The sequence below is a fragment of the Actinocatenispora thailandica genome (assembly GCF_016865425.1).
Taxonomy (GTDB): domain Bacteria; phylum Actinomycetota; class Actinomycetes; order Mycobacteriales; family Micromonosporaceae; genus Actinocatenispora; species Actinocatenispora thailandica.
On sequence record NZ_AP023355.1, the window covers coordinates 6,839,385 to 6,864,205 of the forward strand.

The following is a 24,821-nucleotide window of genomic DNA, read 5'->3' on the forward strand; positions in this document are numbered from 1 at the left end:
CGGTGCCGGCTCGCCGGAGCGGGCACCGCGCTTCGGCACCCACCCGGTCAGCGACGGCGCCCGGTCCCCCGGCGACGGAACCCGCCTCGGCATCGGCCCCTGCGGCGACGGCAGCGGCTATCCGGCGAGGGCGCCCGACCCACCCGCGACCGCACCCGGCGTTCCGGCGACGGTCGCGAGCGCGCGCACCGCGATCCGGTACAGCGAGGCCTGCACGGCGGTGCCGACCGCGGCGCCGGACATCAGCCCCCACGCCGCCCCGGGCAACCCGCCGAGCAGCGCGCCGAGCACCAGCCCACCGAGCGTCGCCGACGAGTACACGACGTACTGGGCGAACAGCATCCGGGCCCGGTGCATCCCGCGCATCGCCACGGTGAACGGGATCTGCAGCAGGTACAGGCAGGCCTGCAACGCGATCGGCAGCGCGATCGCCGCGACCGGCAGGTACGCCCCGGACCGGTACAGCGACAGCACCGGATGGGCCAGCGGTACCGCGACGGCGACGATGCCGGCACCGATCGCCGCGTTGACCGCCAGCACGGTACGGGTCTGCCGGCGCAGCCCGGCCGGGTCCCCGGCGCCGGCCAGCGCGGACGCCCGCGGCACCAGCAACCCGTTGAGCGCCATGGTGAAGCTCTGCGCCGGCTGCAGCACCACGATCTGCACCAGTCGCAGCCCGGAGTAGGCGGTGGCGCTGAGGATGCCCTGCACCAGGCTGGCGATCAGCAGCGTGGTCAGCTGCGCGAGCACCCCGGTCCCGGTGAACCAGCCGAGCAGGTGCCGGGTGTCGCGCAACCATCGGGCCGGCCGGCCGGCGAGCGGGTTGATCCGGGTCCGGCCGTAGAACACCAGGGCGCCGGCGGTCGCGCCGATCCCCCAGCAGGCGATCAGCGGGCCGCCACCGACGTGCCCGGTCAGCAGCAGTACCGCGACGCAGGTGCCCTGCACGATCACCCAGCAGCCGTCGATGATCAGCGCCTGGGACTGCCGGCCGCGGCTCTGGTAGGTGTAGCGGGCCAGGTCCTGCAGCAGGATCGACGGCACGAACGGCGCGCACCACACCAGGTCGCCGACGTAGTGCCGTGGACCGAGCAGCCAGCCGGCGAGCAGTACGACGACGCCGAGCAGGCCGAGCAACCCGCTGGTGGCGTGCGCGTTGGCGAACTGGCGGTGCCGGTCGCCGGCGGCGGCGAACCGCGGTACGTGCGCGAGCAGCACGTCGCCGACGAACGCGCGGCCGAGCCCCTGCACGAACATCAGCACGGCCACCGCGTACAGCATCAGGCCGGCCTCGCCGACCGGCAGCACGCTGGTACCGAGCAGGCCGGTGCCGGCGGTGGTCAGCGCGACGAGCGCCTGGTCGGCCAGGCCGGCGACGGTGCGGCCACGCAGCCCGCTCACCGCAGGCTGGCCCGCCCCGCCGCCGCGACACTCGCCGCCAGGAACAGACAGTTGACCACCGCGAACAGCACCATCACCCAGATCATCCCGGCCGGCCAGGCGGCCATCACCAGGCCGATCAGGAACAGCATCGCGCCGTAGTCGCGGATCAGCTTGACGATCCGCACCGGCAGCGAGGACGAGCTGACCAGGCTCTCGTTGGTGCCTTCCTTGGCCATCACCGAGGTGACCAGGTTGATCATCCAGGACGACGCGAAGACCGCGACCAGCCAGACCGGCGTGCTCGGCCGTTGCGCGACCGCCACCGATCCGACCGCGGCGACCAGCGAGATCTGCACCGCGACGTCGACCAGCACGTCGACTCGGGCGCCGGCCGCGCTGCCGGTCCCGGCCACCCGGGCGAGCTGCCCGTCGGCGCAGTCCAGCGCGTACGCCACGTGCCAGATCAGGAACGCCAGCACGCCGACGAGCCAGGCCGGCAGGTGGCCGGCGGCGACCGGGCCGGCGGTGAGCACGACGGCGACCGAGGTGGCCACCCCGATGACCAGGTTGGCCGCGGTCAGCGCGGTCGGCGGCAGCCCGAGCCGGTACGCGGCCAGCGCGAACACGGCGCCGAGCCGCTGGTCGAACGTCTCGGTGAACAGCCCGCCGCCGCGGTTGACGGCGAGGAAGTCGGCCGCGGTGGGCCGGGGCTTCGCCGCGGGCCCGGTCTCCGGCTCGGGCACGAGCCGGGTCTCAGTCCCGGACACCGGGCTCGGTCGAATCGAGCTCGTTGGCCTTGGTCAGGTCGGGCTCGAAGTCGACCTCGACGCACCCGTACGCGGAGATGTCGATCGCCGACACCTTCATCCCGGCGGTGCGGATGGCACCCTCGATGCCGCCCTCGAAGTACTCCTGGTCGTCGACGAGTTCGAGGTGTTCGATCAGCGTCGCCTTGTCGGCCGCGGAGACGTGGTTGATGCCGACCGCCTCGCCGAGGCCGCCGACCACCTTCTTGGACAGCTCGGCGATGTAGCCGGCCGAGTCCAGCGTGTACTTGACCTCTTCGTCGGCCACGCTCTCGGTGTTGACCGCGACGAAGCTGCGGTCGGCGTCGATCGCCGGGCGCAGCTCGTCGAGCAGGCCGGGCACGAAGACCACGTCGCCGTTCATCCACAGCACCCCGCCGGGCGGGGACAGCCGCAGCGCCTTGAGCAGGCTCTTGGAGGTGTTGGTCTGGTCGTACGACTCGTTGTAGACGAAGCTCGCCCGGTCGCCGGACTCCTCCATGATCAGGTCCTTCTTGAACCCGACCACGACGGTGACGTGCGCGTCGTCACCGAAGGCGGCGCGCAGGTGGTCGAGTTGCTGGCGCTGGATCGTGCGCCCGTCGGCGAGCCTGGTCAGCGGCTTGGGGTGCGGTCGCCCCAGCCGGGTGCCCATTCCCGCGGCGAGGATGACGACATTGAGCGGCACGTCCCGGCTCCCTTCGACTGACCGATCACTCGGGCGAGGATATCCCCGCCGATCCGTGACCATCCGTGCATCTCGGTCCGCACTGCCGGCCTGGGGCCCGGTACCGGGCCCGTCGGCGCGCGGCGGCATCCCGCGACGGTACCGCCCGGCGCTCGGTGGCCTCCGCCGACCGCCGACCCGGGCCCGAACGGGCAGGTCGACCCCGATCGAGTCGAAACCCTTGTGACTTGCGCCACGGGCGGGACAATACCGGTAAGGGGAGCACAGCGCCCGGCATGTCAGCTTTGCTCGGAATCGTCGATGCTGCGGTGAATGGAGTGAGATGCCATGCAGGTACGCGAGGCCATGAACCCGGTCCTGGTGTCCATCGGTCCGGGTCACACCGTCCGGCAGGCCGCCGCGCTGATGTCGCAGCGCGGCGTCGGCGCGGCCGTGGTGATCGATCCCGACGCGTACGGGCCGGGCATCCTGACCGAGCGCGACGTGCTGCGCGCGATCGGCGCCGGGCTCGACCCGGACGTCGAGACCGTCGAGTCGCACCACACCCGGGACCTGGTGTTCGCCGGTCCGGAGTGGACCCTGATCGACGCGGCCCAGGCGATGATCCGGGGCGGGTTCCGGCACCTGATCGTCATCGAGCACGACGACGTCGTCGGCATCCTGTCGGTACGCGACATCATCCGGCACTGGTCCCGGGCCGCCGCGGACCTTCGTACGACAGCCTGAGCCGGCACCCGATCGCCGGGCGGCCCGCGCCGACCACCACGGGATCCCGGACCGCGTCGCCGGCGCCGGGGTCGCGGCGCGGGAGCACGGCCGGGTCAGTCGCCGGCGGCGGCGTGCTGCGGCTCGGCGGGCCGTTCCAGGCAGGCGCGCTCGACCTCGCCGGTGACACCGGCGGTCGAGCTGGGGCGGACCGCGTCGCGCACGGTGCGCAGGGTGTCCTCCAGCGCGGCCAGCCGGTCGGCGTCGAGCAGGCCGGTGAACCAGGTCTCGATCAGCGCGTTGTGTTCCGGCAGGATCCGCTCGACGCGGTCCTGACCGGCCTCGGTGAGCACCGCGAAGAAGCCGCGCCGGTCGCTCGGACAGGTCTCCCGGGCGACCAGGCCGTCGCGTTCGAGCCGGTCGACGACCCGGGTGACACCGCTGGTGGACAGGATCGTCTGGGCGGCCAGGTCGCTCATCCGAAGCCGGTATCGGGGGGAACGGGCCAGGCGGATCAACACGTCGAATTCGGCCAGCGAGAGCTTGTGCGCCGCCAGCAACGGTTGGAACTTCTCGTTCAGCCCGGCGTGCACCTCGTTCAGCAGCCCCATCGCAGTGATCCGCGGGTCCGCGAAGACCTCCTTCGTCATGCCTCCAGGCTAGCAGTAGTTGACGAACGAAATATTTGCTGAGTAGATTGTTGTTGAGGCAAGTACAACTGCCAGCGCCTGGAGAGGACGAGGACATGAGCGAGAGCACCCTGGCCACCCGCGAGTGGGACGGCACCACCATCCCGCAGCCCGGCAACTACACGCTGGACGTCGCGCACACCCGGGTGGGCTTCGTCGTCAAGCACATGATGGTGAGCAAGGTTCGGGGCCAGTTCGGCGAGTTCGACGCCAACATCACGGTCGCCGAGGACCCGGCACGGTCCAGCGTCGCCGCCACCATCAAGATCGCCAGTGTCAGCACCGGCCAGCAGGGTCGCGACGACCACCTGCGCACCGGCGACTTCTTCGAGGCGGAGAAGTACCCCGAGATGACGTTCACCAGCACCGGGATCACCGGGCACCGGGGCGACGTCTTCACCCTGGCGGGCGAGCTCACCATCAAGGACGTGACCCAGCCGGTCGAGCTGAAGGTCGAGCTGGAGGGCGTGGCCCTCAGCCCGTACGGGCATCAGGTGTTCGGCTTCACCGCCACCACCGAGATCGACCGCGAGGCGTTCGGCCTGACGTACAACACGACGCTGGAGACCGGCGGCGTGATGATCGGCAAGCAGGTCAAGATCGAGATCGAGGGCGAAGCGGTCGCCGCTTCCTGACCCCCGGTCCACGCAACGGCGCCGCACGCTCCCCCACCTGCGGCGCCGTTGGCGTGTCCGGACCCGGTGGCTCCGCGGCTCGCGCCCGCGACGGTGCCGCTCTCGGCGGGCGCGGGTTTACCCACCGGGCGCGGCGGGCACGAAACTGTCCGCGTCCCGACAGTACGGCCCGGCCCGGACACCGGATGCGAGACGGGAGGCACGCCCGGTACCAGGGGGAACGGCCGGGCGACGCGGGCGCCGGGGGATGCTGCCGGATCGGTCGAGGCGCTGCCGGCTCGAACGGCTGTAGCGTCCCGGTGACCGTCCGGTTACGGTTGACTCGCACCACATCGGGTGACGCGGGAGGACCGATGGGTAAGCAGTTCGACACGCACACGTTCACCCGCCAGGATCGCCAGCACTACCGGGAAAAGGTGCGCCGCTGTCTGGACGTCTTCGCGTTGATGCTCAACGACTTCGCGTTCGACTCGGACAAGCCGCTGACCGGGCTGGAGGTCGAGATCAGCCTGGTCGACGACGACGCGAACCCGGCCATGGTCAACGCGGACGTGCTGGCCCGGGTGGACGACCCGATGCTGCAGCCGGAGCTGGGTCGGTTCAACATGGAGCTCAACGTGGCGCCCCGGCTGATCGCCGGTGACGGCTTCGACGACTACCGGCGCGACATCAGCGGCCGGCTGGCCCGCGCCGAGCAGTCCGCCAGCGAGATCGGCGCGCACCTGTGCCTCGTCGGTACCCTGCCGACGCTGCGCGAGGAGCAGACCGGCACCGAGGCGCTGTCCCGCGGCGAGCGGTACCACCAGCTCAACCAGCAGATCATCCAGGCGCGCGGGGAAGACCTGAGCATCGACATCCGTGGCCTGGAACGGCTGACCACGATGACCGACTCGATCGTTCCCGAGGCCGCCTGCACCAGCCTGCAGTTCCACCTGCAGGTCGCACCGGACGCGTTCGCCGACACCTGGAACGCCGCGCAGGCGGTCGCCGGCGTGCAGTGCGCGCTCGGCGCCAACTCGCCGTACCTGTTCGGCCGGGAGCTGTGGGCGGAGACCCGGATCGCCCTGTTCGAGCAGGCCACCGACACCCGGCCGGCCGAGCTGAAGGCGCAGGGGGTGCGCCCCCGGGTGTGGTTCGGCGAGCGGTGGATCACCTCGATCTTCGACCTGTTCGAGGAGAACGTGCGCTACTTCCCGCCGCTGCTGCCGATCCTCGACGACGAGGACCCGGAGCACGTGCTGGCCGCCGGTGGCGTGCCCAAGCTCGGTGAGCTGCGGCTGCACAACGGCACCGTCTACCGGTGGAACCGCCCGGTGTACGACATCATGAACGGCCGGCCGCACCTGCGGGTGGAGAACCGCGTCCTGCCGTCCGGGCCGACCGTGGCCGACATGGTGGCGAACGCCGCGTTCTTCTACGGTGTGGTCCGGCAGCTGTGCGAACAGGACCGTCCTATTTGGACGCAGATGACGTTCAGCTCGGCCGAGGAGAACTTCCACACCGCCGCCCGGGACGGCATCGAGTCGCGGCTGCTGTGGCCGGCGCTGGGCGAGGTGTCGGCCACCGAGCTGGTGCTGCGTCACCTGCTTCCGTTGGCGTACCAGGGACTCGACGAGTTCGGCGTCGACCCGGCGGTACGCGACCGGCTGCTCGGCATCATCGAGGGCCGCTGCCGTACCGGCCTCAACGGCGCGCAGTGGCAGGCCGAGACGGTCGCGAAGCTGGAGGACGACCGGCAGCTCGACCGGCAGCAGGCGCTGTCCGCGATGCTGCAGCGCTACTGCGAGCACATGCGCGGCGGCGAACCGGTGCACACCTGGCCGATCGGCTGACCGTACGGATCCCGTTCGCAGCCTGGCGGTACCCGGGCCGTGGGCAGGCAGCCGCGAGCATGCCCCTGCGACCGACTGCTTCTGCATGCATCGCCGTTCGCGGCTCTTGTCGTACCGTGTTTGTAACGTCACGTTCATGCCTTCTGTCATGCATGAAGCGTTGATTGCGGTCTTTCACCAGAATCCGTCCCTGGCGGCCGTGCTGCTCGGCGACGTGCTCGGCGTCAAGGTGCCCGATTGGCACAATGCGCGTCTGGATGCCGGCGAAACCAACGAGTTGCCGCACACGGAATACCGGGCCGACGCGGTCGTGACCCTCTGCGAGGCCGACCGGCCGGTCCTGTCGGTCGTCGTGGAGGTCCAGCTGCGGCGGGACCCGGCCAAACGATGGAGTTGGCCGGTCTATCTGGCCACGCTGCGAGCCAGACTTCAGTGCCCGGTCGCGCTGCTCGTGGTCTGCCCCGACACTCGCGCCGCAGCATGGTGTGGAGAACCCATCGAGTTGGGCCATCCGGGCTGGATGCTGCAACCGTTGGTGGCCGGCCCGAACCAGATCCCCGTTCAGTCGGACACCGCAGAGTTGGCGGTGCTGTCCGGCCTCGCTCATGCGGCCGGTCCGGACTGCCGACAGGCCCTCGACGCGGCGAACGTCGCGCTCGACACGATCGACCCCGACCTGGCCGTCCGTTACATTGAAATCATGCTCGCGGCGCTGCCCGAGGCGGCACGTCGCTACCTGGAGGCAAAGATGTCCACCCACACCTTCGAATTCCAGAGCGACTACGCCCGCCGGCTCCGCGCCGAGGGGCGCACCGAGGGGCGCACCGAGGGGCGCGCCGAGGGGGAGGCCGCCGCATTGCTGATGTTGTTCGATGCCCGTGGGTGGGTCGTCTCCGACGAGATCCGGCGTCGGCTCGACGGCTGCACGGATGTCGACCAACTCGACCGTTGGCTCCGGCGCGCCGCTAACGCCGCCTCGCTGGACGAGGTCTTCGACTGACCGTACGGATTCCGCTCACGGCCTGATGGGGTGCCGGGCTGCGGGCAGGGCAGCAGGCGACGCGCCCCCGGCCGGATTCGGCCGGGGGCGCCTGTCGCGGCTCGCTACAGGTGCTCGGTCTTCACGGCCTCCGCGAACGCCACGAACGACCGCGGGTCGACCACCAGCGCCGGCCCGCTCGGGTCCTTGCTGTCCCGAACGGCAACAACACCAGGCAGGTTCGACGCCACCTCGACGCAGTTCCCCGACGTGCCGCTCCGGCTGCTCTTGCGCCATAGGGCACGGGTGAGGTCCTGACTTGCCACCCGGCCCTCCTTTCTGGAGTTCGTCAGGTCTAATCGACCATTGCCTTAGCGAGCTTACGGAGTCGATCGACGGTGTCGGAAGTCGCTTGTGACGCACGCCCGAGCTGTTCGAACGCCGCCGTATACGCGGCAACGGACTGTGGGTCGTCATGCCACAGCGCGCCAACCAGCGTATCGACGTAGACCACCCTGTCGTACGCAGTGACAGCGGGAAACCCTTCGGGAGGCGGCGGGAAGTCCATCACCACGAAGCTGCCGTCGAGGCCGACCCCGGCGCTGAACGTCTTGATCTGAATGTCGACGTTGGGCCGCTCCGCCGCCTCAGAGGCTGTTGGGTAGCCGGCTGACTGCGGGGCGTGGTGGCGCGATGGCGGCCGGCGCGTCGGCTGGAAAACAAGATCATCCCCGCCAGGATCGCGTTGTGTGTGCAACTGTTCAGCTGGCGGGGATGACCGCCGCTCATGCTATCCGTCCAGCCTGTCCGATGCGGTGTGGGCGCTGATCGAGCCGTTGATGCCGGTGCGAGACCGCAGCAAGGGCGGCGCGGCGCGCACGTACGGTGATCGGCTGGTGCTGGACGCGATCTTGTTCGTGGTGCGCTCAGGCTGCCAGTGGCGGATGATCCCGCACGATCTGCTGCCCTGGGACGCCGCGTACCGCTGGTATCGGGCGTGGATCGCCGACGGCACCTGGGACCGGGTCCATGACGCGCTACGCGATCAGGTCCGCCAGCGTGCCGGGCGTGAATGCAACCCGTCGGCGGCGGTGATCGATGCCCAGTCGATCAAGTCCAGTGAAGGCGGCCAGCACCGCGGCTACGACGCCGGTAAACGCACCACGGGCCGTAAACGCCACATCGTGGTCGACACGTTGGGGCTGCTGCTGGTCGTGGGCGTCACTGCCGCCAGCGTCCAGGACCGGCCCGGCGGCAGGACAGTGCTTTCCGTTCTGGCGCAACGATTCTGCTCGATCGCGTTGGTGTGGGCCGACGGCGGCTACGCCAACTCGATCGACAACAGCCTGATCGGCTGGGCTCGACAGAAACTGGGCCTGGTGCTCCAGATCGTCAAGCGAACCGACGACGTGAAGGGCTTTCAGGTGCTACCGCGTCGCTGGGTCGTCGAGAGAACCTTCGGCTGGCTGGTCCGCCACCGGCGCCTGGCCCGTGACTATGAACGCCTGGCCACCAACTCCGAAGCCATGATCAAGATAGCGATGATCCGGCTGATGGCCACCCGCCTGGCCGGTCAGAGCATCCGATGGTCCAACGCCACCGAACGCGAGGCAGCCTGCCGGGCCACCATCGAAGCTCACCTCACAGCGTGATCACCCGCATACCCAACAGCCTCTCAGCCAGATGCTCCACCTGCTGCCGCATGACGCCTGGTCCGCCGATCTGTTGCAGGACCACGCTCTCGTCCATGACGACCAGGAGGGAGAGGTCGGGCCGATCGAGGTTCTTCTGTCGCTCCATACGTAGTGCCACGAGCCGATCGGTCTCGTCCGGAGGGACCGGAACAGGCGCTACGGCGATCGTCGCGCGTGCATACGCCTCGGTCTGGAGCAGCCCCGGTACGACCTGGCATTCGTAGTTCCTCAGCACCGTGGCGTTGGACTCCAAGCCAACGAAGTCTACGAACCAATCCGGCAAGACGCCGGAGAACGGCTGCCACCACCCACGCTTCTTCGCGCCACGAGCCATCTCGATGAGGGCTGGCCGATGGTCCCCTGGCACGTCATAGATTTCCAGCAGGGCCTTGACGTCATTGATTCCTGGCCGGACTTCCCCACGCTCGATCTTGGAGAGCCACGATCCTTCGTGCTCAGCCTGGTGGCTGGCATCAACGGCCCGCATGCCCTTGTTCTCCCGCAGCTTTCGCAGCGTCAACGCGAGGCGGCGACGGTTGAGCGTCGGGCTCGTCCACGGGTTACCGGATCGGTTGGTGACCATCTCCGCAGCATAGTCACGATCTGGCTTCTTCACGACACTAGAAATCCGCTACTTGCGTATTTCTAGAAGCCAGGTATTGTCCTGACTGTCGGACGTGACGCTTATCGACAGACAAGATGACCGGGCGTGACGTTTGATGGGTGTCCGCAGGCCTCGAACTGGACCTGGCGGTCCTGTGACGCCCGCGATGACGACGGCCGGACCGTGCCTGTGCCCTGTGGTAGCCGGCCGGTGTCGGTCAGAAAGCGGGGCCCGGTCGCCGCCGTACCCGGCGGCTGGCCCCAGAAAGGGTTGGGCGCGGTGCCCTGCCTGCAAGCTCGCACCGCGCCCCGCCCCATCGAGGATTGGAGACCACCGATGGAGCGGTACCACCGTACCGTGCGCGCGCTCGGCCGACTCGCCGCGCGCGTCCGTGCCTGGCGCGACGAGATCGCCGCCCGCCCGATCGACCCGGACGGGTGGTGGCGGTGATGGACGCGGCAACCTACGCCGCGCTGCTCGGCACCGTCCTGGTGCTGGGCGCCGCGACCCTCGCCGGCCTGGCGATCTACCTGCTCGACCGGCTGACCACCCGCCGGCACCGGCCGGCACCGCGGCTGCCCGACCCGTACGCCGAGGCGCGGGCACTCGCCGCCCGCCGCCGCGATCCCGTCGTCGTACGGCCGGCCGGATCGCTGGCGCCGTCATGGCGACGGTGACCGGCTACCGGCCGCGGGTCGGTGACCTGGTCGGCCTGCCCGCCTACCTGTCCGACCGGCCGTACCGGGTGCTCGCCGTGTCCGACAGCCGCATCCCCGGCTGGGTGCACCTCGCCGGCTACCTCATCCACCCCGACCTGACCCAGTGGCACTGCGAGCAGGACGTCCCGACCAACCAGGTGCGTAAGCTGCCCGACCCGGTCTGGCCGGACTGACAGCCGGCATCGAGCCACGGCCACCGCCCCGGCCGGGTCACCTGCTCCGGGGCCGGTCACCGATGAGCCGGCCGGGCGCCGGCACCCCGGCAGGGCACCGGTGCTCCGACCGGGATCACCGGTGCTTCGGGAAGGGCACACAGGCCCCCGGCCGGGTCACAGGTGGCGGACGCAGCGCCACTGGGTGGCGCACTCGCGGTAGCCGAGCCGCGCGTTGATCGCCAGCATCGGCGCGTTCTGCTCGTCGTTGCCGGTGAAGGCCTCGGTCAGGCCGCGCTCGACCGCGCGCCGCAGCGACGCCACCTTCACCAGCGTGCCGAGACCCCGGCCGCGGTACGCCCGGCGGGTGCCGGTCATGCCCGACCAGTACCGCGGCGGGTCCGTCTGGGCCAGCGTGAACGCGGCGACCGTACCGTCCACGACCGCCGCCATGCTCAGCTCCCGGTCGGTGTCCGGCGGCTGCCAGGCGGACGCCAGCCACCCCTCGTACGGGATGTCGTCCACCGGCACGTCGCCGGGCTCGTCCCGGCTGGCGTCCGCGTCGGCCGCCCACAGCGGGTGCGGATCATCCGCGAACGCCGACCACGGCCGCAGCTCCACCCCGGCGGGCGGCGCCACCGCGGGCAACTCGGCGAGCGCCAACCGCTGGTACCGGGCGAGCCGTCGGCGCTGGTAGCCGTGCCGGTCGGCGAACCGTTCGGACGCCGGGTCGGTCGACCCCCAGGCCTGCACGTCCCGGACACCGAGGCCGCGCAGGTAGTCCTCGGCGGCGGCCAGCAGCGCCGTCCCGGCACCACGCCCGCGGTAGCCCGGCAGCACCGAGACGTGCGCGAACCCCTGACCGGGTACCGACGTCTCCCAGTCCAGGCCGCACCGCACCAGGCCGACCGGTACCCCGTCGAGTTCACCGACGAACACCCGGAACCGCTGCGGCGCCGGCGCGTGCGCGAACTGCCACGCCAGCCCGTCCCGGCTGCGTACCAGGTAGGGGTGCACCGTGCGGATGATCTCGTGCAGGCGGTCGAGGTCGGTGTCGGACCCCAGGTCCCGTACGGCCGCTGGCATGCCCGCACGCTACCGTGCGAGGCAGGCGGTACAGGAGGGGCGATGGTGACGACACTGGCGTGGGCGGTGATCGGCGGTGCGGTCATCGGGGTGCTGGCCCGGCTGGTCATCCCCGGCCGGCAGCCGGTGTCCTGGTGGGCCAGCATCGTGGTCGGCGTCGCCGCCGCCTTCGTCGGTACGGGCATCGCCCAGGTCTTCGGGTTCCGCGACACGCCCGGCATCGACTGGAAGAAGCACGTCCTGCAGCTGGGCCTGGCGGTGATCGGCATCCTGCTGCTCACCGGCATCAACCGGCGCCGGCACCCGGCCGGCCGCCGCTGACCGGCCGGCGGGACCACCCGGGCCGATGATCGAGCCACCGGCGACCTGGACCGGCCCGGACCGGCCACCCCGGCGGCCCGGCCCGACGGCCGGGCCCGACGGCTTGGCCCGACGGGTCCCGCGCCGGCCGGGTCGGGCGAGAACGCGTCAGGACTGGCCGACGGTGATCCAGGCCCGTTCGTCCTCGGTGAGCTGCTGGACCGCGGCCGGCAGCCGACCGCTCACCACGTGCCCGAGCGTGACGGTCTCCAGGATCGACCGCTCGCTCGCCCGCAGCGCGATCCACACCTCCTGCAGCGGCCGGGCCGCCCCGCTGTAGTCGACGCTCTCCGGCCGCTCGCCGCGCACCCCGAGCAGCGGGCCGTCGACCGCCCGGATGATGTCGGCCAGCGAGATCTCCTCCGGCGGCCGGGCCAGCCAGTAGCCGCCGACCGGGCCGCGCTGGCTGCGCACCAGACCGGCCCGGCGCAGCTGGTTGAGGATGTGCTCCAGGAACTTGCCGGGTATCTCCTGCGCGCGAGCCAACTGCTCGGAGGTGACCGGCGACTCCGTCGCGGCGGCCAGCTCGGCGGCGGCACGCAGCGCGTAATCGACTCGGGCGGACAACCTCATGAGCCCGATTATCGTCCGCTGCCGGGCGCCGACTGGGGCCGGCCTGGGATCAACCTGTGTACCAGGCCGAAATCGATGGCGGCCGATGCCGACAGATCCCGCCGATCGGACAGCGCGCTCTCGACCTCCGACTGGCTGTGACCGGTACGGTCGGCGAGCCGGACCGCGAAGTCCTCCAGCAGCCGCAGGTGGGCGCCCGCCGCCCGGGTGACGTCCTCGGCGGTGCCGGCCAGCTCGTCCACCCGCGGCTCGGCCAGCACGAACCTGGCATGCGGGTACGCGAGGCGCTCACCCGCCGCGGCATAGACGCCGACGGCCGCGCCGCCGACCGTACCGAGGGCCACCGCCCGGACCGGAGTCTGCATCAGCTCCAGCACGTCGATCAGGCCGAACGCGGCGGACAGCTCGCCGTCCGGGCTGGACACGTGCATGGTGATCGAACCACGCGGCCCGGCCAGCGCGTCCAGGGTCATCAGCGCGGCGCTGACCCGGGAGGTCAGCTCGGCGGTGATCGGACCGGACACCGACACCGTCTGCTGCTCGAACATCCGCTGTTCCAGCCAGGACGCGGGCCCGCCGGCCGCGACGTGTTCCGGCGCGGCGAACCGGGACGGCTCGCCGGGCACCCCGCCCGGTCGCCGGCCCGGCACGTCGCCCGGATCGCCGGGCGGTCGCCAGTCGGGAATCCCGCCGTACCGCGCCATCACGCCGTAGCTCATCGACCTTCCTCCTTCGTCGGAAGCCCGACGAGGCACCACACACAGCACCCATGATTCGCTCGCTGACGCTCACTCATCGGCCTTCCTCCTCCGTCGGAAGCCCGACGAGGCACCACACACAGCACCCATGACTCGCTCGCTGACGCTCACTCATCGGCCTTCCTCCTCCGTCGGAAGCCCGATGAGGCACCACGCGCAGCACCCATGATTCGCTCGCTGATGCTCGCTCATTGGGGCTTCTCTCCGCCGTCGCGTAGCCGCAGGTCGAGCCGCCGGTGCACGGCGCCCGCATAACGCTCCAATGTGGACAGTCGGGCGTCGACGGTGCCGGACTCCAACCGGGCGACGGCCGACTGCGAGGTACCCATCCGGGCGGCGACCTCGGCCTGGGACAGCCCGGCAGACCGCCGCTGCGCCACCAGCTCGGCGAGCAGGCCGCGACGCCGCTCCGCCATCCCCCGGAAACCGGGAAAGACCGGCAGCTCCTCGTCGTCGTCCGGCGCCATATCAAATATGCTATCCCGGTCGGCCGGCCGCGACCACGCGAAAGAGCGACCCGGCCACGGCGGACCACCCCCGGAGTGGCGGGCGGCCGGCGACTTCGGCAGGCTGTCCGCATGGATCTCGTGCCGGACAACGTCGGCCGCGACGGCGCCGACGGCTTCAACTTCCACAACTCGGCGACCGGGCAGCCGGTCCCGATCAACGGAGCCGCGCACCGCGCGGCCGACCAGGCCGCCACCGAGGCCGTCGCGGCCATCGACGACCCGCAGGTGGCCGACCACCCGCTCGTTCAGGGGCTGCTCGCCGAGCTGCCGGACCGCGACGCGCGGCTGCCCGACGGCTGGCTGGATCGCTGGTTGGAAGCGGCCCGCGCGGTGCTGGAGCTGCTCTACACCCGCCGGTGAGAGAACCGGCGTGGCGGGCGGCGCGCCAGCGGCGCCAGGACCATCCACAAAGGACGATTGGACGGAGCAACGGCCCGGGGCAACGCCCCCCAACATCAGCCCCGGGCCATCCGCCAGATCGGCGGCGTGCTCCGCGCCGATGACGTTATCGACCGATGCTGCCAAGAACCTGAACGCCAGCATCGGGTTGCCTCACAGCGAGGGCTGGTACCGGAATCGCCCCGTCACCAAGCGAAACCGTTGTCGCCGCTGGTGATCAGAAGGCGACCGGTCGTGCCCTGACTCGTCAGATCACCAGCCGGCCGACCGCGTTCCGGTACGAGTCCATCGCCATCCGCCACAACGCCCCGCCGGCAGAGATCCGCGCCACACCCAGCTCGGCCAGCTCGGCCGGGGACGGGCCGTCCGGCCGCCAGTGCACGTTGACCGCACCATCGATGCCCGCCACCAGCCGAGACACCGTCTCCGGCGGGCAGAAGATCGGGTACACGCAGTCCGCGCCGGCGGCCAGATACCGCTCGGCGCGGGCGATCGCGGCGTCCACCAGCTCGGCCTCGTCCGCGCCGGTCGAGCGCAGGAACACGTCGATCCGCGCGTTGAGCACCAGCGGAACGCCGGCCGCCACCGCCGCCGCGCGGATGCCCGCCAGCCGGGCCGCCTGAGTGTCCACATCGGACAACACGCCGCCGGTGGAGTCCTCGACGTTCGCACCGACCGCGCCGGCCGCCAGCAGCGCGGCGACCAGGTCCGCGGCGGGCAGCCCGTACCCGTCCTCGGCGTCGACGGTCACCGGCAGGTCCACCGCGCGGGCGATCCGGCCCGCCGCGGCGAACATCAGCTCGGCCGGCGCACCGCCGCCGTCCCGGTAGCCGAGCGACTCGGCGACCGCGATGCTGCTGGTCGCGACCGCCGGGAAGCCCCGCTCGGCGACGATGCGCGCGCTGTACGCATCCCAGGCGTTCGGCAGCACGACCGGGTTGCCCGGCCGATGCAGCGCCCGGAAAGCCGCCGCCGCGGCGGCCAGACCCGGCGCGGTCACGCGCGGGCCCCCGCGGGCACCGGCACGGCACCGCCCCGCCCCCGGGACCGCCGCGCGGTCACGCCGTCGCCCGATCGAGCGGCTTGCGCTGCGACACGTACGACCCGGGCACCGTGCGGCCGGTCACCGCCAGCCGGTTGAACGCGTTGATCACCACCGTCGCCCACACCACCGCCGACACCTCGACCGGCTCCAACACCGCCGCTGCCGCGTCGTACACCTCGTCCGGGACGAACCCGTCGGTGAGCACCGTCACCGACTCGGCCAGCGCCAGCGCGGCCCGCTCCCGCTCGGTGAAGAACGGGGTCTCCCGCCACGCGCTCAACGCGTAGATGCGCTGCTCGGTCTCGCCCAGCGCGCGGGCGTCCTTGGTGTGCATGTCGATGCAGAACGCGCAGTGGTTGATCTGCGAGCACCGGATCTTCAGCAACTCGATCAGGAACGGGTCCAGGCCGGCGGCCTCGCTGCGCCGGTGCAGCTCGCGCAGCGTCTCGTACATCTCCGGGTGGGTCGCAGTCATGCTCGTCCGCGTGGTCATGCCTCGACACTAGGTCGCCGACGACCCCCGGATAGGGTCCAATTCGATGTCCGAACCATGGTCCATTCCCGGCGTCGACCTGCACGTCGACCTCGGTACCGGCGGCCGCCGGGAAGGGCTCACCGACGCCCTGCGCGAGGCGGTACGAGCCGGCCGGCTCGCGCCGGGCACCCGGCTGCCGGCGAGCCGGGTGCTCGCCGCCGACCTCGGACTGTCCCGGGGCACCGTCACCGCCGCGTACAGCCAGCTCGCCGCCGAGGGTTACCTGGTGGCACGGCCCGGCGCCGGCACCGTCGTGGCGCCCCGGGCCGCCGCGGCGCATCGCCGGCCGGCAGCGGCACCGCCGCGCCCGCCGGTCCGGTACGACCTGCGGCCCGGGCTGCCGGACCTGTCGGCGTTCCCGCGGCGCGACTGGCTCGCCTCGGCCCGCGCCGCACTGGCCGCGGCCGACCATGCCGCGCTCGGCTGGGGCGACCCGCGCGGCCACCCCGAGCTGCGCGCCGAGCTGGCCGGCTACCTCGGCCGGGTCCGGGACGTACGCACCGAGCCGGACGCCGTGATGGTCTGCGCCGGGTTCGCGCACGGGCTGGCGCTGGTGTGCGCGGTGCTGCGGGACCGCGGGGTGCGCGCGATCGCGCTGGAGGACCCGTACCTGCCGCCGTACCGGGAGGTCGCCGAGGCCTCCGGGCTGCGTACCGTGCCGGTCCCGGTCGACGCGGACGGAATCCTGGTGGACCGGCTGGCCGGCGCGGACGTCGGCGCCGTCGTGGTGACGCCGGCGCACCAGTTCCCGCTCGGCGTGGCGCTCACGCCCGACCGGCGGCTGCAGCTCGTCGACTGGGCCCGGCAGACCGGCGCGCTGCTGGTCGAGGACGACTACGACGGCGAGTACCGCTACGACCGGGAACCGCTCGGCGCGCTGCAGGGCCTGGCCCCGGAGCACACCGTGTACCTCGGCACCACCAGCAAGACGCTCGCGCCGGGGCTGCGACTCGGCTGGCTCGCCGCACCGCCCGGCCTGGTCGCCCCGCTGGTCCGGCAGCGCCGGTACACCGACCGGCACACCGGGATCCTGGAGCAGCTCACGTTCGCCGAGCTGATCCGGTCCGGCCGGTACGACCGGCACGTGCGGCGCAGCCGGGCCACCTACCGGCGGCGCCGGGACGAACTGGTCGCCGCGCTGCCGGCCGGCCTGCCGGTCACCGGCATCGCGGCCGGCCTGCACCTGCTCGTCGGCCTGCCGCCCGGCGTGAGCGAGGCGGCGCTGGTCGGCGCGGCGCGGCGACGCTCGCTCGGCCTGGCGGGGCTCTCGTCGCACTACGGGCGGTCCGGCCGGCGGCCACCGCAGCTGGTCGTCGGCTACGGCACCCCGCCCGAGCACGCGTTCCGGCCGGCGCTGCGGGCGCTCGTCGAACTGCTCGACCGGTACCCGCGGTGACGGTCAGGAGCCGGACTCCGGCGCGGACCGCAAGGCGACCGTCTCGCTGACCGGCCGCAGCAGCCGGAGCAGGCCGACCCCGCACGCGGTGACCAGCGCGCCCCCCGCCAGGTCGATCACGAAGTGGTTGCCGGTGGCCAGCACCACCAGGCCGGTGCACGCCGGGTAGCAGACCGCCAGGAACCGCACGTACCACCGCCGGACCAGCCAGAACACCATCGCGCCGGACCACAGCGCCCAGCTGAAGTGCAGGCTCGGGAACGCCGCGAACTGGGCGGCGGTGTGCGCCATCGCGCCGCTGGAGAAGTCGGTGACGCCGGGGAACGCCGCCATCGTGTCGACGATCCCGGAGTCCGGCACCAGCCGGGGCGGCGCCACCGGTACCGCGTAGTACAGGACGAAACCGAGCAGCGTCGGCACCGCGAGCAGGAACCGGGCGTACGGGTAGGCGGCGCGGCGGCGCAGGAACAGCCAGAGGATCACCAGCGGCGTGAGGACCTCGTGCAGCAGCACGTAGTAGCAGTTCGCCAGGGTGGCGAGCGCCGGATGACCGACCAGCGCGCCGTTCAGCGGTGCCTCCACGTCGATGCCCAGCCACCGTTCCGCGGCCAGGAACGCGTTCGCATGCCGTACCGCCGGGGCCGGGGAGACGTTGATCTGGTGCTGGATGAACGTGTAGAGGCCGAAGCCGATCCCGATGATCAGCAGTTCCCGCCACCACCGCGCCGACGCCAGCCACCAGCGGGGCCGGGCCACCGGCTCCGTCCCCTCTTTCGCGGCTTCCTCGGTCACGGTCACGACTTCCATCGTCCAACGAAGATCACCGAGCGCCCACGGCATTGCCGAATCTCACCCCCCGGCAGGGCGGCGCCGCGTGCGGCGGACGCGGCCCGGCCTCGTGGCGAGCGCCGGCACATGTGACCGAGTACACACACCTGGATGCCGGCGACGCGGCCCGACCCAGCCGTGTCCCGCGACCCGTTAGGTTCGCAGGCGTGTCGAACTATCCGAAGATCGAGCTGCACGTCCATCTGGAAGGCGCGATCCGGGCGCACACGCTGCTCGACATCGCGCGCCGCAACGGCGAGACGCTGCCCGCGGACACCGTCGAGGGCCTGGCCGAGCTGTACGAGTTCACCGACTTCGCGCACTTCATCCGGGTCTGGCAGCTGACCACGAACTGCCTGCGCACCGCGCCGGACTTCGAGCAGATCGTGGTCGACTACGCCGCCGAGGCGGCCGGGTACGGCGCGGTCTACGTGGAGGGGATCTTCTCCCCGCCGGAGCGGGTCCAGCAGGGTGTCGACTGGGCCACCATGTTCGAGGGGTACTGCGACGGCATCGCCGCGGCCCGCGAGAGGCACGGCGTCGAGGTGCGACTCACCCCCGACCTGTACCGCAACGGTTGCCCGGTGGACCTCGCCGAGGAGTGTGCGCGCTGGTCGGTGCGGTACGCCGACCGCGGCATCGTGGGCCTGGGCGTCGGGGGGATGGAGGTCGGCCACTCGGTCCGGCCGTACGTCCGGGCGTTCGACATCGCCCGCGACGGCGGGCTCGCGATCGTGCCGCACGCCGGCGAGACGGTCGGGCCGGAGTCGATCCGGGAGGTGCTCGACCTGCTGCGACCGGACCGCATCCGGCACGGCATCAGCGCCGCGCAGGACCCGGCGCTGCTGGCCGAGCTCGTCGACGCCGGCATCGTGCTGGACGTCTGCCCGACCTCGAACCTGCGTACCCGGGTGGTCACCGACCCGGCCGAACATCCGCTGCCGGCACTGCTCGCGGCCGGCGCGCGCTGCACGGTCAACACCGACGACCCGGCGATGTTCGACACCGACCTGGGCCGGGAGTACGAGCTGGCGGAGAAGCTCGGCGTGACGCCGCGCTCCGCGTTCGACGCGGGTATCGCGGGCGCCGCCTGCGACGAGCCGACCCGGGCTCGGCTGCGCGCCCTGTCCGCCGCCACCTGGCCCACCGCCTGACCCCTACCCCTCCGCTTTGTCGATCATGGCGTCATCTCGGGAGGCAAGCGCTTTCCAACCAGCTGACGCCATGATCGACCGGGCGGCCGGGGCAGTCACCGGACGGTCGGGCGGCGGGGGTCAGGTGGAGTGGAGGGCCGCGCGGTGTTCCTCCCAGCGCTTCATCAGGCCGGCCATCTCGCTGCGCAGGAACTCGAAGAAGTCGGCGGTCTCGGTGGCCCGGCGGCCGGCGCGGCTGTCCGGGCCGACCAGCTGGACACCCTCCCGCATCGCGTCCTCCATCCGCTTCATGGTCGGCTCGCGAGCGGCGATGGCCTGCTGCCACAACGTGTTGGTGACCACGTAGTGGTCGCGACGGCTGCCGGGATCGCGCTCGCGCAGGACCATCCCGACACCGGTCAGGTAGCGGATCGCCCCGGACACCGCGGCGGCGCTGACCTGGAGGGCGGCGGCGATCTCGCCGGCGGTCATCCGGCCGGACTCGTCGACGAACAGCGCCGCGAACACCCGGGACGGCATCCGTTGAATCCCCAGCGACATGAACATCGAGGCGAGCCGCTCCCGGTATCGCTCCACCGCGGTAGCTCGCTGCTCGTCGCTGCCGGCCCTGGTCACGTCGCCCCCTCGCCTGGTCCCGTCCTCGCGTCACCAGCCTATGTGGTTTACAACATTCACAAATTTGTGAATTCAGTGTAGCTTCGAATCCATGGACAACGCCATCTCCGTGGCCGGGCTGGTCAAGCAGTTCGGCCGCACCAGGGCCCTCGACGGGCTCGATCTGCACGTCGCCACCGGCGAGGTGCACGGCTTCCTCGGTCCGAACGGCGCGGGCAAGTCGACCACCATCCGCGTCCTGCTCGGTCTGCTGAGCGCCGACGAGGGCACCGCCACCCTGCTCGGCGGCGACCCCTGGCGCGACGCAACCACCCTGCACCGCCGCCTCGCGTACGTGCCGGGCGACGTCAACCTGTGGCCCACCCTGTCCGGCGGCGAGGTGATCGACCTGCTCGGCCGGCTCCGCGGCGGGCTGGACCCGGTGCGCCGCAAGGACCTCCTCGACCGGTTCGACCTGGACCCGCGCAAGAAGGCCCGGACCTACTCGAAGGGCAACCGGCAGAAGGTCGCCCTGGTCGCCGCGCTCGCCTCCGACTGCGAACTGCTGATCCTGGACGAGCCGACCTCCGGCCTCGACCCGCTGATGGAGCAGGTCTTCGCCGACTGCATCCAGGCCGAACGCAAGAGCGGCCGGACCGTACTGCTGTCCAGCCACATCCTGTCCGAGGTCGAAGCGCTCTGCGACCGGGTGAGCATCATCCGCAGCGGCCGCACCGTGGAGACCGGCACCCTCGCCGAACTGCGCCACCTCACCCGCACCTCGGTCACCGCGGAACTCGCCGGGCCGGTCGACGGCGTCGCCACCATGCCCGGGGTGTACGACCTGATCGCCGAGGGCAACCGGCTGACCTGCGAGGTCGACACGGTCAAGCTGGACGAGCTGCTCCGGCACCTCACCTCGGTCGGGGTGCGCAGCCTCACCAGCCAGCCACCGACCCTGGAAGAGCTGTTCCTGCGCCACTACGAGCAGGACGAACCGGCGGTGACGGCATGACCAGCACCCGCCGCGCACCCGCCCGCGGCGGCGGTACCGACACCGCCGACCGCACGCCGGTGCCCGCGCCGGCCACCGAGCCCGGCCGCGGACAACACTCCTTCGTCGGTACCGGCACCCTGTTCCGGCTCGCGCTGCGGCGCGACCGCCTGATGGTGCCGATCTGGCTCGGCGTGCTGTTCCTGTTCACGATCGCGTCCTCGGTGAGCGTCAAGAACCTCTTCGGGTCCGCGGCGTCGCGCGACCAGCTCGCCGGCAGCGCCGGCGCCACCCCGGCGACCGTCGCCATGTACGGGCCGTCCTGGGACGTCGGCACCCTCGGCGGCCTGTCCACCTGGAAGATGAACACGATGGGCGCGGTGCTGCTCGCCCTGCTCAGCATCTTCGTCGTCACCCGGCACACCCGCGGCGACGAGGAACCCGGCCGGCTGGAGCTGATCCGCGCCGGCGTCGCCGGCCGGTACGCGGGGCTCACCGCCGGCGTGCTCGTCGCGCTGCTCACCAACCTGGTGTCGGTCCCGCTGGTCGCGCTCGGGCTGATGGCCGGCAGCATCGGTACCGGCCCCTCGTTCGGCTACGCGCTGGCCCTCGCGCTGGTGGGGTTCGTGTTCACCGGCGTCGCCGCGCTCACCGCGCAACTCACCGAGAGTTCCCGCGCCGCCAACGGGATCGCCGCCGCCGTGCTGGCGGTCGCGTTCCTGCTCCGCGCGCTCGGCGACACCACCAGCCAGATCTCCTGGCTGGACTGGCTGTCCCCGCTGGGCTGGCTGGTCCGGTTCCGCGCGTTCGCACCCGAACCGCACTGGTGGGTGCTGGCACCGCCGGTGGTCGCGATGCTCGCCCTGCTGGCCATCGGGTACCTGCTGGCCGGCCGCCGCGACCTCGGCGCCGGGCTGCTGCCGGCGCGGCTGGGCCGGCCGGCGGCGAGCCGGGCGCTGTCCGGGCCGTTCGGGCTCGCCTGGCGACTGCACCGCGGTACGTTGCTCGGCTGGTCGATCGGCTTCGCCGTGCTCGGCGGCGCGCTCGGCAGCGTGTCCAACGGGCTGGACGACTTCGCCGCCAGCCAGGGCGTCCGGGACATGCTCCGGGCGCTGGGCGGCCAGCAGGCGCTGGTCGACTCGTACCTGTCGTTCACCATGGCGCTCGCCGCACTGGTGGTGGCGGTGTACCTGATCCAGGCGCTGCTGCGGATGCGCAGCGAGGAGACCGCGTACCGGGCCGAGCCGGTGCTCGCCACCCCGGTCGGCCGGCTCCGCTGGGCCGCCAGCCACCTGACCGTCGCCGTCCTGGGCGCCGCCTGGCTGCTCGCGCTGATGGGCCTGTTCGCCGGCCTCGGCCGGGGCGGCGACGACGTCGGCCACCAGATCGCCCGGCTGCTCGGCGCGGCCCTGGCGCAGCTCCCCGCCGCGCTGGTCCTCGCCGGCATCACGGTCGCGCTGATCGGCCTGCTGCCGCGCTGGTCGGTGGCAGCCTGGGGGGTGCTCGGACTGTTCGTGGCGATCGGGCAGTTCGGCGACCTGCTCAAGCTGAACCAGCGGGTCCGGGACATCTCCCCGTTCACCCACACGCCGGCGCTGCCCGGCGGCACGCTGACCGCGACCCCGCTGATCGTCCTGTCGGTGGTGGCGATCGGGCTGACCGCGCTCGGTCTGCTCGGCCTGCGCCGCCGCGACATCGGCTGACCCCGCGGGTCGGCCGGGCGGGGCCCCGCCCGGCCGGCCCGCGATGCGCCAAGCCCACACCCGACGACGGCGGTGGGCCGGCACCCCGGCCCACCGCCGTCACGGCGCGGTCAGCGCCTCGGTCGGCGCCAGCCGGGACGCCCGCCACGCCGGGTACAGCCCGGCCAGGCCACCGATCACCAGCGTGGCGACCAGCCCACCGACGGTCGCCCACGGCGGTACCACCGACGGCCAGCCCTGGTACGTCGCGTAGCCCGCGGTCACCGCGATGCCGCCGAGCACACCCGCCAGCCCGCCGAGCAACGACAGCAGCAGCGACTCGGCCAGGAACTGCACCCGGATCTGGCCCCGGGTGGCCCCGAGCGAGCGGCGCAGCCCGATCTCCGCCCGCCGTTCGAGCACCGAGATGACCATCGTGTTGGCCACCCCGACGCCGCCGACCAGCAGCGCGACCGCACCCAGGCCGACCAGCAGCCCGGTGAACGCGTCGTCGCTGGCCTGCTTGGCGGCCAGCGCGTCCGACGGCCGCGACACCTGCACCTGCTCCGGGTGCTCCGGATTGGCGGTCGCCGCCAGCACCGACCGCACCGCACCCACCGCATCCGGCCGGGCCCGGGTGTACACCGTGCTCGGGTAGCCGTCGAAGCCCAGCTGCTGCTGCGCCTCCGGCCAGCCGACCAGCGCCGCCGAGTCGAGCTCCGGCGCCAGCGGCACCGGATCGAGCACGCCGACCACGCTGAACCGCCGACCACCGAGGAAGATCAGCACGTTCGGGTCGGCACGCGTGACGCCGAGCTGCGCCGCGGTGGCCGCGCCGAGTACCACCGCCGGGTAGCGGCCGGTCGCCGCGTTGAGCCAGCTGCCGGACGCGACGGTCGCGCCGACGGTCCCGAGCAGGTCGGTACGGGCAGCCAGCACCGCAAGGCCGCCGGTCTCGCCGGCGGGGACCCGGTCCGACCGGTACACGTGCGCGTCGACCTGGCCGGTCGCCGTCGCCGCCTGCACCGGGGCGATCCGCTGGATCATCCCGACCGCGCTGTCCGGCAGGTGGGACTGGTCACCGAACACCGACCGGCCGGGCGACACCGTCAACAGGTTGGTCCCCAACCTGTCGAGCGTGCGGTCGAGATCCGCCGAACTCGACGTCGAGATCCCGACCACCGAGATCATCGCCGCGATGCCGATGGCGATCCCCAGCGCGGAGAGGAACACCCGCAGCGGCCGGGTGCGCAGGCCGGCGCCACCGACCCGGAACAGGTCCCCGGCCCGCAGCCTGGCCGGTACCAGCGCGCGGCGCGGCACCGAACGGTCCGCGGTCACCAGACCACCCCCGTACCGGCGGGCCGCGAGTCCGGCGCCCCGGAGTCCCGGACGATCCGGCCGTCGCGCATCTCGACCTTCCGGCCGAGCCCGGCCGCGATGTCCCGGTGGTGCGTGATGATCACGACGGTGGTACCGGCGGCGTGCAGCTCGTCCAGCAGCTCCAGCACCTCGGCGCCGGACGACGAGTCGAGATTGCCGGTCGGCTCGTCGGCGAGCAGCACCGCCGGGTCGCCGACGACCGCCCGGGCGATGGCCACCCGCTGGCGTTCCCCGCCGGACAGCTGGTTCGGGCGGTGTCCCAGCCGGTGGCCCAGCCCGACCCGGGCCAGCGCCGCCTCGGCCTGCTGTCGCCGCCGCCGGACCGGCACCCCGGCGTACAACAGTCCGTCCGCGACGTTGTCCACCGCGGGCACCCCCGCGGCCAGGTGGAACTGCTGGAAGACGAACCCGATCGTCGCCGCCCGCAGCGCGGACAGCTGCCGGTCGGCCAGCGACGCGACGGGGTGCCCGGCGATCGTGACCGTGCCGGTACTCGGCCGGTCGAGCGTGCCGATCAGGTGCAGCATCGTCGACTTGCCGGAACCGGACGGCCCGACGATGCCGACCTGCTCGCCGTACCCGACGGACAGCGTCACGTCACGCAGCGCGGTCACCCCGCCCGGATACCGCTTGCCGATCCGGTCCAGCTCGATCACCGGG

At 72.2% G+C, this 24,821-nt stretch carries 30 protein-coding genes; 13 read left to right on the forward strand and 17 right to left on the reverse strand.

Going from position 1 to position 24,821, the window contains the following annotated elements:
• Positions 1 to 117: 117 nt before the first annotated feature.
• Genes Athai_RS30880 through Athai_RS30890 form a run of 3 tightly spaced genes read right to left on the reverse strand, consistent with a single transcriptional unit; the run spans position 118 to position 2,856 of the window.
• Positions 118 to 1,401, reverse strand: a complete 1,284-nt coding sequence (locus Athai_RS30880; protein ID WP_203964743.1) for an MATE family efflux transporter — start codon at positions 1,399 to 1,401, stop codon at positions 118 to 120.
• The gene (locus tag Athai_RS30885; RefSeq protein ID WP_203964744.1) at positions 1,398 to 2,126 is read right to left on the reverse strand and encodes a CDP-alcohol phosphatidyltransferase family protein; all 729 of its coding nucleotides are present in this window, start codon (positions 2,124 to 2,126) and stop codon (positions 1,398 to 1,400) included. Before Athai_RS30885 ends, Athai_RS30880 begins: the two co-directional genes overlap by 4 nt.
• 10 nt (positions 2,127 to 2,136) lie before the next feature.
• Positions 2,137 to 2,856, reverse strand: a complete 720-nt coding sequence (locus tag Athai_RS30890) for a phosphocholine cytidylyltransferase family protein (RefSeq protein WP_239157277.1) — start codon at positions 2,854 to 2,856, stop codon at positions 2,137 to 2,139.
• 327 nt (positions 2,857 to 3,183) lie between these two features.
• On the opposite strand from Athai_RS30890, the gene Athai_RS30895 reads away from it, so the two are divergent.
• Entirely contained in the window at positions 3,184 to 3,582 is a 399-nt protein-coding gene (locus Athai_RS30895) for a CBS domain-containing protein (RefSeq protein ID WP_203964746.1), read from the forward strand.
• 95 nt (positions 3,583 to 3,677) lie between these two features.
• Here the strand turns inward: Athai_RS30895 and Athai_RS30900 are convergent, their stop codons facing one another.
• Positions 3,678 to 4,211, reverse strand: coding sequence for a MarR family winged helix-turn-helix transcriptional regulator (locus Athai_RS30900; protein WP_203964747.1), 534 nt, complete (start codon positions 4,209 to 4,211; stop codon positions 3,678 to 3,680).
• A gap of 95 nt (positions 4,212 to 4,306) precedes the next feature.
• Between Athai_RS30900 and Athai_RS30905 the strand changes: the two genes are divergently transcribed.
• The 3 genes from Athai_RS30905 to Athai_RS30915 all read left to right on the forward strand — a co-directional run bounded on the left by Athai_RS30905 (position 4,307) and on the right by Athai_RS30915 (position 7,717).
• Positions 4,307 to 4,885: a YceI family protein gene (locus Athai_RS30905; RefSeq protein ID WP_203964748.1), complete on the forward strand. Its 579-nt coding sequence runs from the start codon at positions 4,307 to 4,309 to the stop codon at positions 4,883 to 4,885.
• A gap of 353 nt (positions 4,886 to 5,238) precedes the next feature.
• Positions 5,239 to 6,717, forward strand: a complete 1,479-nt coding sequence (locus tag Athai_RS30910; RefSeq protein ID WP_203964749.1) for a glutamate-cysteine ligase family protein — start codon at positions 5,239 to 5,241, stop codon at positions 6,715 to 6,717.
• Between the two features lie 136 nt (positions 6,718 to 6,853).
• The gene (locus Athai_RS30915) at positions 6,854 to 7,717 is read left to right on the forward strand and encodes an RpnC/YadD family protein (protein ID WP_203964750.1); all 864 of its coding nucleotides are present in this window, start codon (positions 6,854 to 6,856) and stop codon (positions 7,715 to 7,717) included.
• 104 nt (positions 7,718 to 7,821) lie between these two features.
• On the opposite strand, the gene Athai_RS30920 is transcribed toward Athai_RS30915, so the two are convergent.
• Together Athai_RS30920 and Athai_RS30925 are read right to left on the reverse strand one after the other, a co-directional pair.
• Entirely contained in the window at positions 7,822 to 8,022 is a 201-nt protein-coding gene (locus Athai_RS30920; protein WP_203964751.1) for a DUF397 domain-containing protein, read from the reverse strand.
• Positions 8,023 to 8,051: 29 nt separating this feature from the next.
• Positions 8,052 to 8,453 carry a Scr1 family TA system antitoxin-like transcriptional regulator gene (locus tag Athai_RS30925; protein WP_203964752.1) on the reverse strand — a complete coding sequence of 134 codons (402 nt, stop codon included), beginning with the start codon at positions 8,451 to 8,453 and terminating at the stop codon, positions 8,052 to 8,054.
• On the opposite strand from Athai_RS30925, the gene Athai_RS30930 reads away from it, so the two are divergent.
• Positions 8,446 to 9,348 (forward strand): IS5 family transposase, encoded by a 903-nt coding sequence (locus tag Athai_RS30930; RefSeq protein ID WP_420829807.1) that lies wholly within the window; start codon positions 8,446 to 8,448, stop codon positions 9,346 to 9,348. The two genes, Athai_RS30925 and Athai_RS30930, sit on opposite strands and share 8 nt — an antisense overlap.
• On the opposite strand, the gene Athai_RS30935 is transcribed toward Athai_RS30930, so the two are convergent.
• Positions 9,338 to 9,973, reverse strand: coding sequence for a helix-turn-helix domain-containing protein (locus Athai_RS30935; protein ID WP_203964753.1), 636 nt, complete (start codon positions 9,971 to 9,973; stop codon positions 9,338 to 9,340). The two genes, Athai_RS30930 and Athai_RS30935, sit on opposite strands and share 11 nt — an antisense overlap.
• Positions 9,974 to 10,443: 470 nt before the next feature.
• On the opposite strand from Athai_RS30935, the gene Athai_RS30940 reads away from it, so the two are divergent.
• A complete protein-coding gene (locus tag Athai_RS30940; protein WP_203964754.1) occupies positions 10,444 to 10,671 on the forward strand; it encodes a hypothetical protein in 228 nt (75 codons plus the stop codon).
• Complete coding sequence (locus tag Athai_RS30945; protein ID WP_203964755.1) at positions 10,659 to 10,886, forward strand: hypothetical protein; 228 nt, start codon at positions 10,659 to 10,661, stop codon at positions 10,884 to 10,886. The genes Athai_RS30940 and Athai_RS30945 overlap by 13 nt, the downstream gene beginning before the upstream one ends.
• 156 nt (positions 10,887 to 11,042) lie before the next feature.
• Here the strand turns inward: Athai_RS30945 and Athai_RS30950 are convergent, their stop codons facing one another.
• Positions 11,043 to 11,951, reverse strand: coding sequence for a GNAT family N-acetyltransferase (locus Athai_RS30950; RefSeq protein ID WP_203964756.1), 909 nt, complete (start codon positions 11,949 to 11,951; stop codon positions 11,043 to 11,045).
• A gap of 42 nt (positions 11,952 to 11,993) precedes the next feature.
• Between Athai_RS30950 and Athai_RS30955 the strand changes: the two genes are divergently transcribed.
• Complete coding sequence (locus tag Athai_RS30955) at positions 11,994 to 12,272, forward strand: GlsB/YeaQ/YmgE family stress response membrane protein (RefSeq protein ID WP_203964757.1); 279 nt, start codon at positions 11,994 to 11,996, stop codon at positions 12,270 to 12,272.
• Between the two features lie 147 nt (positions 12,273 to 12,419).
• Here Athai_RS30955 and Athai_RS30960 read toward each other — a convergent pair whose 3' ends face one another.
• The 3 genes from Athai_RS30960 to Athai_RS30970 all read right to left on the reverse strand — a co-directional run bounded on the left by Athai_RS30960 (position 12,420) and on the right by Athai_RS30970 (position 14,109).
• Positions 12,420 to 12,884: an RrF2 family transcriptional regulator gene (locus Athai_RS30960; RefSeq protein ID WP_203964758.1), complete on the reverse strand. Its 465-nt coding sequence runs from the start codon at positions 12,882 to 12,884 to the stop codon at positions 12,420 to 12,422.
• A gap of 8 nt (positions 12,885 to 12,892) precedes the next feature.
• Positions 12,893 to 13,603, reverse strand: a complete 711-nt coding sequence (locus tag Athai_RS30965) for an ATP-dependent Clp protease proteolytic subunit (RefSeq protein WP_203964759.1) — start codon at positions 13,601 to 13,603, stop codon at positions 12,893 to 12,895.
• Positions 13,604 to 13,830: 227 nt separating this feature from the next.
• The gene (locus Athai_RS30970) at positions 13,831 to 14,109 is read right to left on the reverse strand and encodes a helix-turn-helix domain-containing protein (protein WP_203964760.1); all 279 of its coding nucleotides are present in this window, start codon (positions 14,107 to 14,109) and stop codon (positions 13,831 to 13,833) included.
• A 111-nt stretch (positions 14,110 to 14,220) separates the two neighbouring features.
• Between Athai_RS30970 and Athai_RS30975 the strand changes: the two genes are divergently transcribed.
• Positions 14,221 to 14,511, forward strand: coding sequence for a hypothetical protein (locus tag Athai_RS30975; protein WP_203964761.1), 291 nt, complete (start codon positions 14,221 to 14,223; stop codon positions 14,509 to 14,511).
• Positions 14,512 to 14,797: 286 nt separating this feature from the next.
• On the opposite strand, the gene Athai_RS30980 is transcribed toward Athai_RS30975, so the two are convergent.
• Together Athai_RS30980 and Athai_RS30985 are read right to left on the reverse strand one after the other, a co-directional pair.
• Positions 14,798 to 15,550: an isocitrate lyase/PEP mutase family protein gene (locus tag Athai_RS30980; protein WP_239157278.1), complete on the reverse strand. Its 753-nt coding sequence runs from the start codon at positions 15,548 to 15,550 to the stop codon at positions 14,798 to 14,800.
• Between the two features lie 58 nt (positions 15,551 to 15,608).
• Complete coding sequence (locus Athai_RS30985; RefSeq protein WP_203964762.1) at positions 15,609 to 16,088, reverse strand: carboxymuconolactone decarboxylase family protein; 480 nt, start codon at positions 16,086 to 16,088, stop codon at positions 15,609 to 15,611.
• Positions 16,089 to 16,134: 46 nt separating this feature from the next.
• Here Athai_RS30985 and pdxR point away from each other — a divergent pair, with 46 nt between their 5' ends.
• Positions 16,135 to 17,526, forward strand: coding sequence for a MocR-like pyridoxine biosynthesis transcription factor PdxR (gene pdxR, locus Athai_RS30990; RefSeq protein WP_203964763.1), 1,392 nt, complete (start codon positions 16,135 to 16,137; stop codon positions 17,524 to 17,526).
• 3 nt (positions 17,527 to 17,529) lie between these two features.
• On the opposite strand, the gene Athai_RS30995 is transcribed toward pdxR, so the two are convergent.
• Positions 17,530 to 18,324 carry a phosphatase PAP2 family protein gene (locus tag Athai_RS30995; protein WP_203964764.1) on the reverse strand — a complete coding sequence of 265 codons (795 nt, stop codon included), beginning with the start codon at positions 18,322 to 18,324 and terminating at the stop codon, positions 17,530 to 17,532.
• Between the two features lie 197 nt (positions 18,325 to 18,521).
• Here Athai_RS30995 and add point away from each other — a divergent pair, with 197 nt between their 5' ends.
• The gene (gene add, locus Athai_RS31000; RefSeq protein ID WP_203964765.1) at positions 18,522 to 19,508 is read left to right on the forward strand and encodes an adenosine deaminase; all 987 of its coding nucleotides are present in this window, start codon (positions 18,522 to 18,524) and stop codon (positions 19,506 to 19,508) included.
• Positions 19,509 to 19,628: 120 nt separating this feature from the next.
• On the opposite strand, the gene Athai_RS31005 is transcribed toward add, so the two are convergent.
• Positions 19,629 to 20,123: a GbsR/MarR family transcriptional regulator gene (locus Athai_RS31005; RefSeq protein ID WP_203964766.1), complete on the reverse strand. Its 495-nt coding sequence runs from the start codon at positions 20,121 to 20,123 to the stop codon at positions 19,629 to 19,631.
• Positions 20,124 to 20,214: 91 nt separating this feature from the next.
• Here Athai_RS31005 and Athai_RS31010 point away from each other — a divergent pair, with 91 nt between their 5' ends.
• Together Athai_RS31010 and Athai_RS31015 are read left to right on the forward strand one after the other, a co-directional pair.
• The gene (locus tag Athai_RS31010) at positions 20,215 to 21,117 is read left to right on the forward strand and encodes an ABC transporter ATP-binding protein (RefSeq protein ID WP_203964767.1); all 903 of its coding nucleotides are present in this window, start codon (positions 20,215 to 20,217) and stop codon (positions 21,115 to 21,117) included.
• Positions 21,114 to 22,799: an ABC transporter permease gene (locus Athai_RS31015; protein ID WP_203964768.1), complete on the forward strand. Its 1,686-nt coding sequence runs from the start codon at positions 21,114 to 21,116 to the stop codon at positions 22,797 to 22,799. The genes Athai_RS31010 and Athai_RS31015 overlap by 4 nt, the downstream gene beginning before the upstream one ends.
• A gap of 99 nt (positions 22,800 to 22,898) precedes the next feature.
• Here the strand turns inward: Athai_RS31015 and Athai_RS31020 are convergent, their stop codons facing one another.
• Together Athai_RS31020 and Athai_RS31025 are read right to left on the reverse strand one after the other, a co-directional pair.
• On the reverse strand, positions 22,899 to 24,119 hold the full coding sequence (locus Athai_RS31020; protein ID WP_239157279.1) for an ABC transporter permease: 1,221 nt from the start codon (positions 24,117 to 24,119) through the stop codon (positions 22,899 to 22,901).
• The gene (locus tag Athai_RS31025) at positions 24,116 to 24,817 is read right to left on the reverse strand and encodes an ABC transporter ATP-binding protein (RefSeq protein WP_203966509.1); all 702 of its coding nucleotides are present in this window, start codon (positions 24,815 to 24,817) and stop codon (positions 24,116 to 24,118) included. Before Athai_RS31025 ends, Athai_RS31020 begins: the two co-directional genes overlap by 4 nt.
• Positions 24,818 to 24,821: the final 4 nt, after the last annotated feature.